A 672-nucleotide genomic window follows, 5' to 3' on the forward strand; every position below is an offset into this window, starting at 1 on the left:
ACAGCAATGTCTTCAATCCATTATGAACCAAATGCTTATTATATATTCGACAGGGCTTATGACTCCTTTAAAGAACTCTATAGGATACATCTTACAGACTCTTTCTTTGTTGTCAGAGCCAAGACAAACTTAAAGTATAAGACAGTCAAATGGAAGCGAAGAATGCCAAAGAACATAATGACAGATGCGGAAGTGAAACTGACCGGATATCTCTCCGAGAAAAAATATCCTGAGTCATTCAGACTCGTCCGATATTACGACGAAGAGGATGACCGTGAGTTCACTTTCTTGACGAATGCAAAACAACTTTCTGCACTGGATGTCGCCAATCTTTATAAGAAAAGATGGTTAATCGAGCTATTCTTCAAATGGCTCAAGCAGCATCTCAAGATAAAGAAATTCCGGGGCACAACAGAGAACGCTGTTCGCATACAAATCAGTGTGGCTATTATCACGTACTGTCTTGTGGCTATTGTCCAACCTGATATGAAGTTGAAACGTTCAACCTATGAAGTTTTGCAAATTCTCAGCATATCATTGACTGACAAAACCCACTTGCGTGACCTGTTCGACAAGACTAATTTCAATGATGTCAAAGATCTAAATGATCCCCTGATTCCGGGGCTTTTTGATTAATTGTTTAACTCGTCCCATTTTAACGGGACACTAATG

General features: G+C 39.4%; 1 protein-coding gene. It reads left to right on the forward strand.

The genetic code is table 11. The features are described 5' to 3' along the window. The coding region (locus BACCOPRO_RS17035) for an IS4 family transposase (protein ID WP_008145702.1) at positions 1 to 636 on the forward strand (636 nt) is incomplete at its 5' end. Between the last annotated feature and the right edge of the window lie 36 nt (positions 637 to 672).

The organism is Phocaeicola coprophilus DSM 18228 = JCM 13818, assembly GCF_000157915.1.
GTDB lineage: Bacteria > Bacteroidota > Bacteroidia > Bacteroidales > Bacteroidaceae > Phocaeicola > Phocaeicola coprophilus.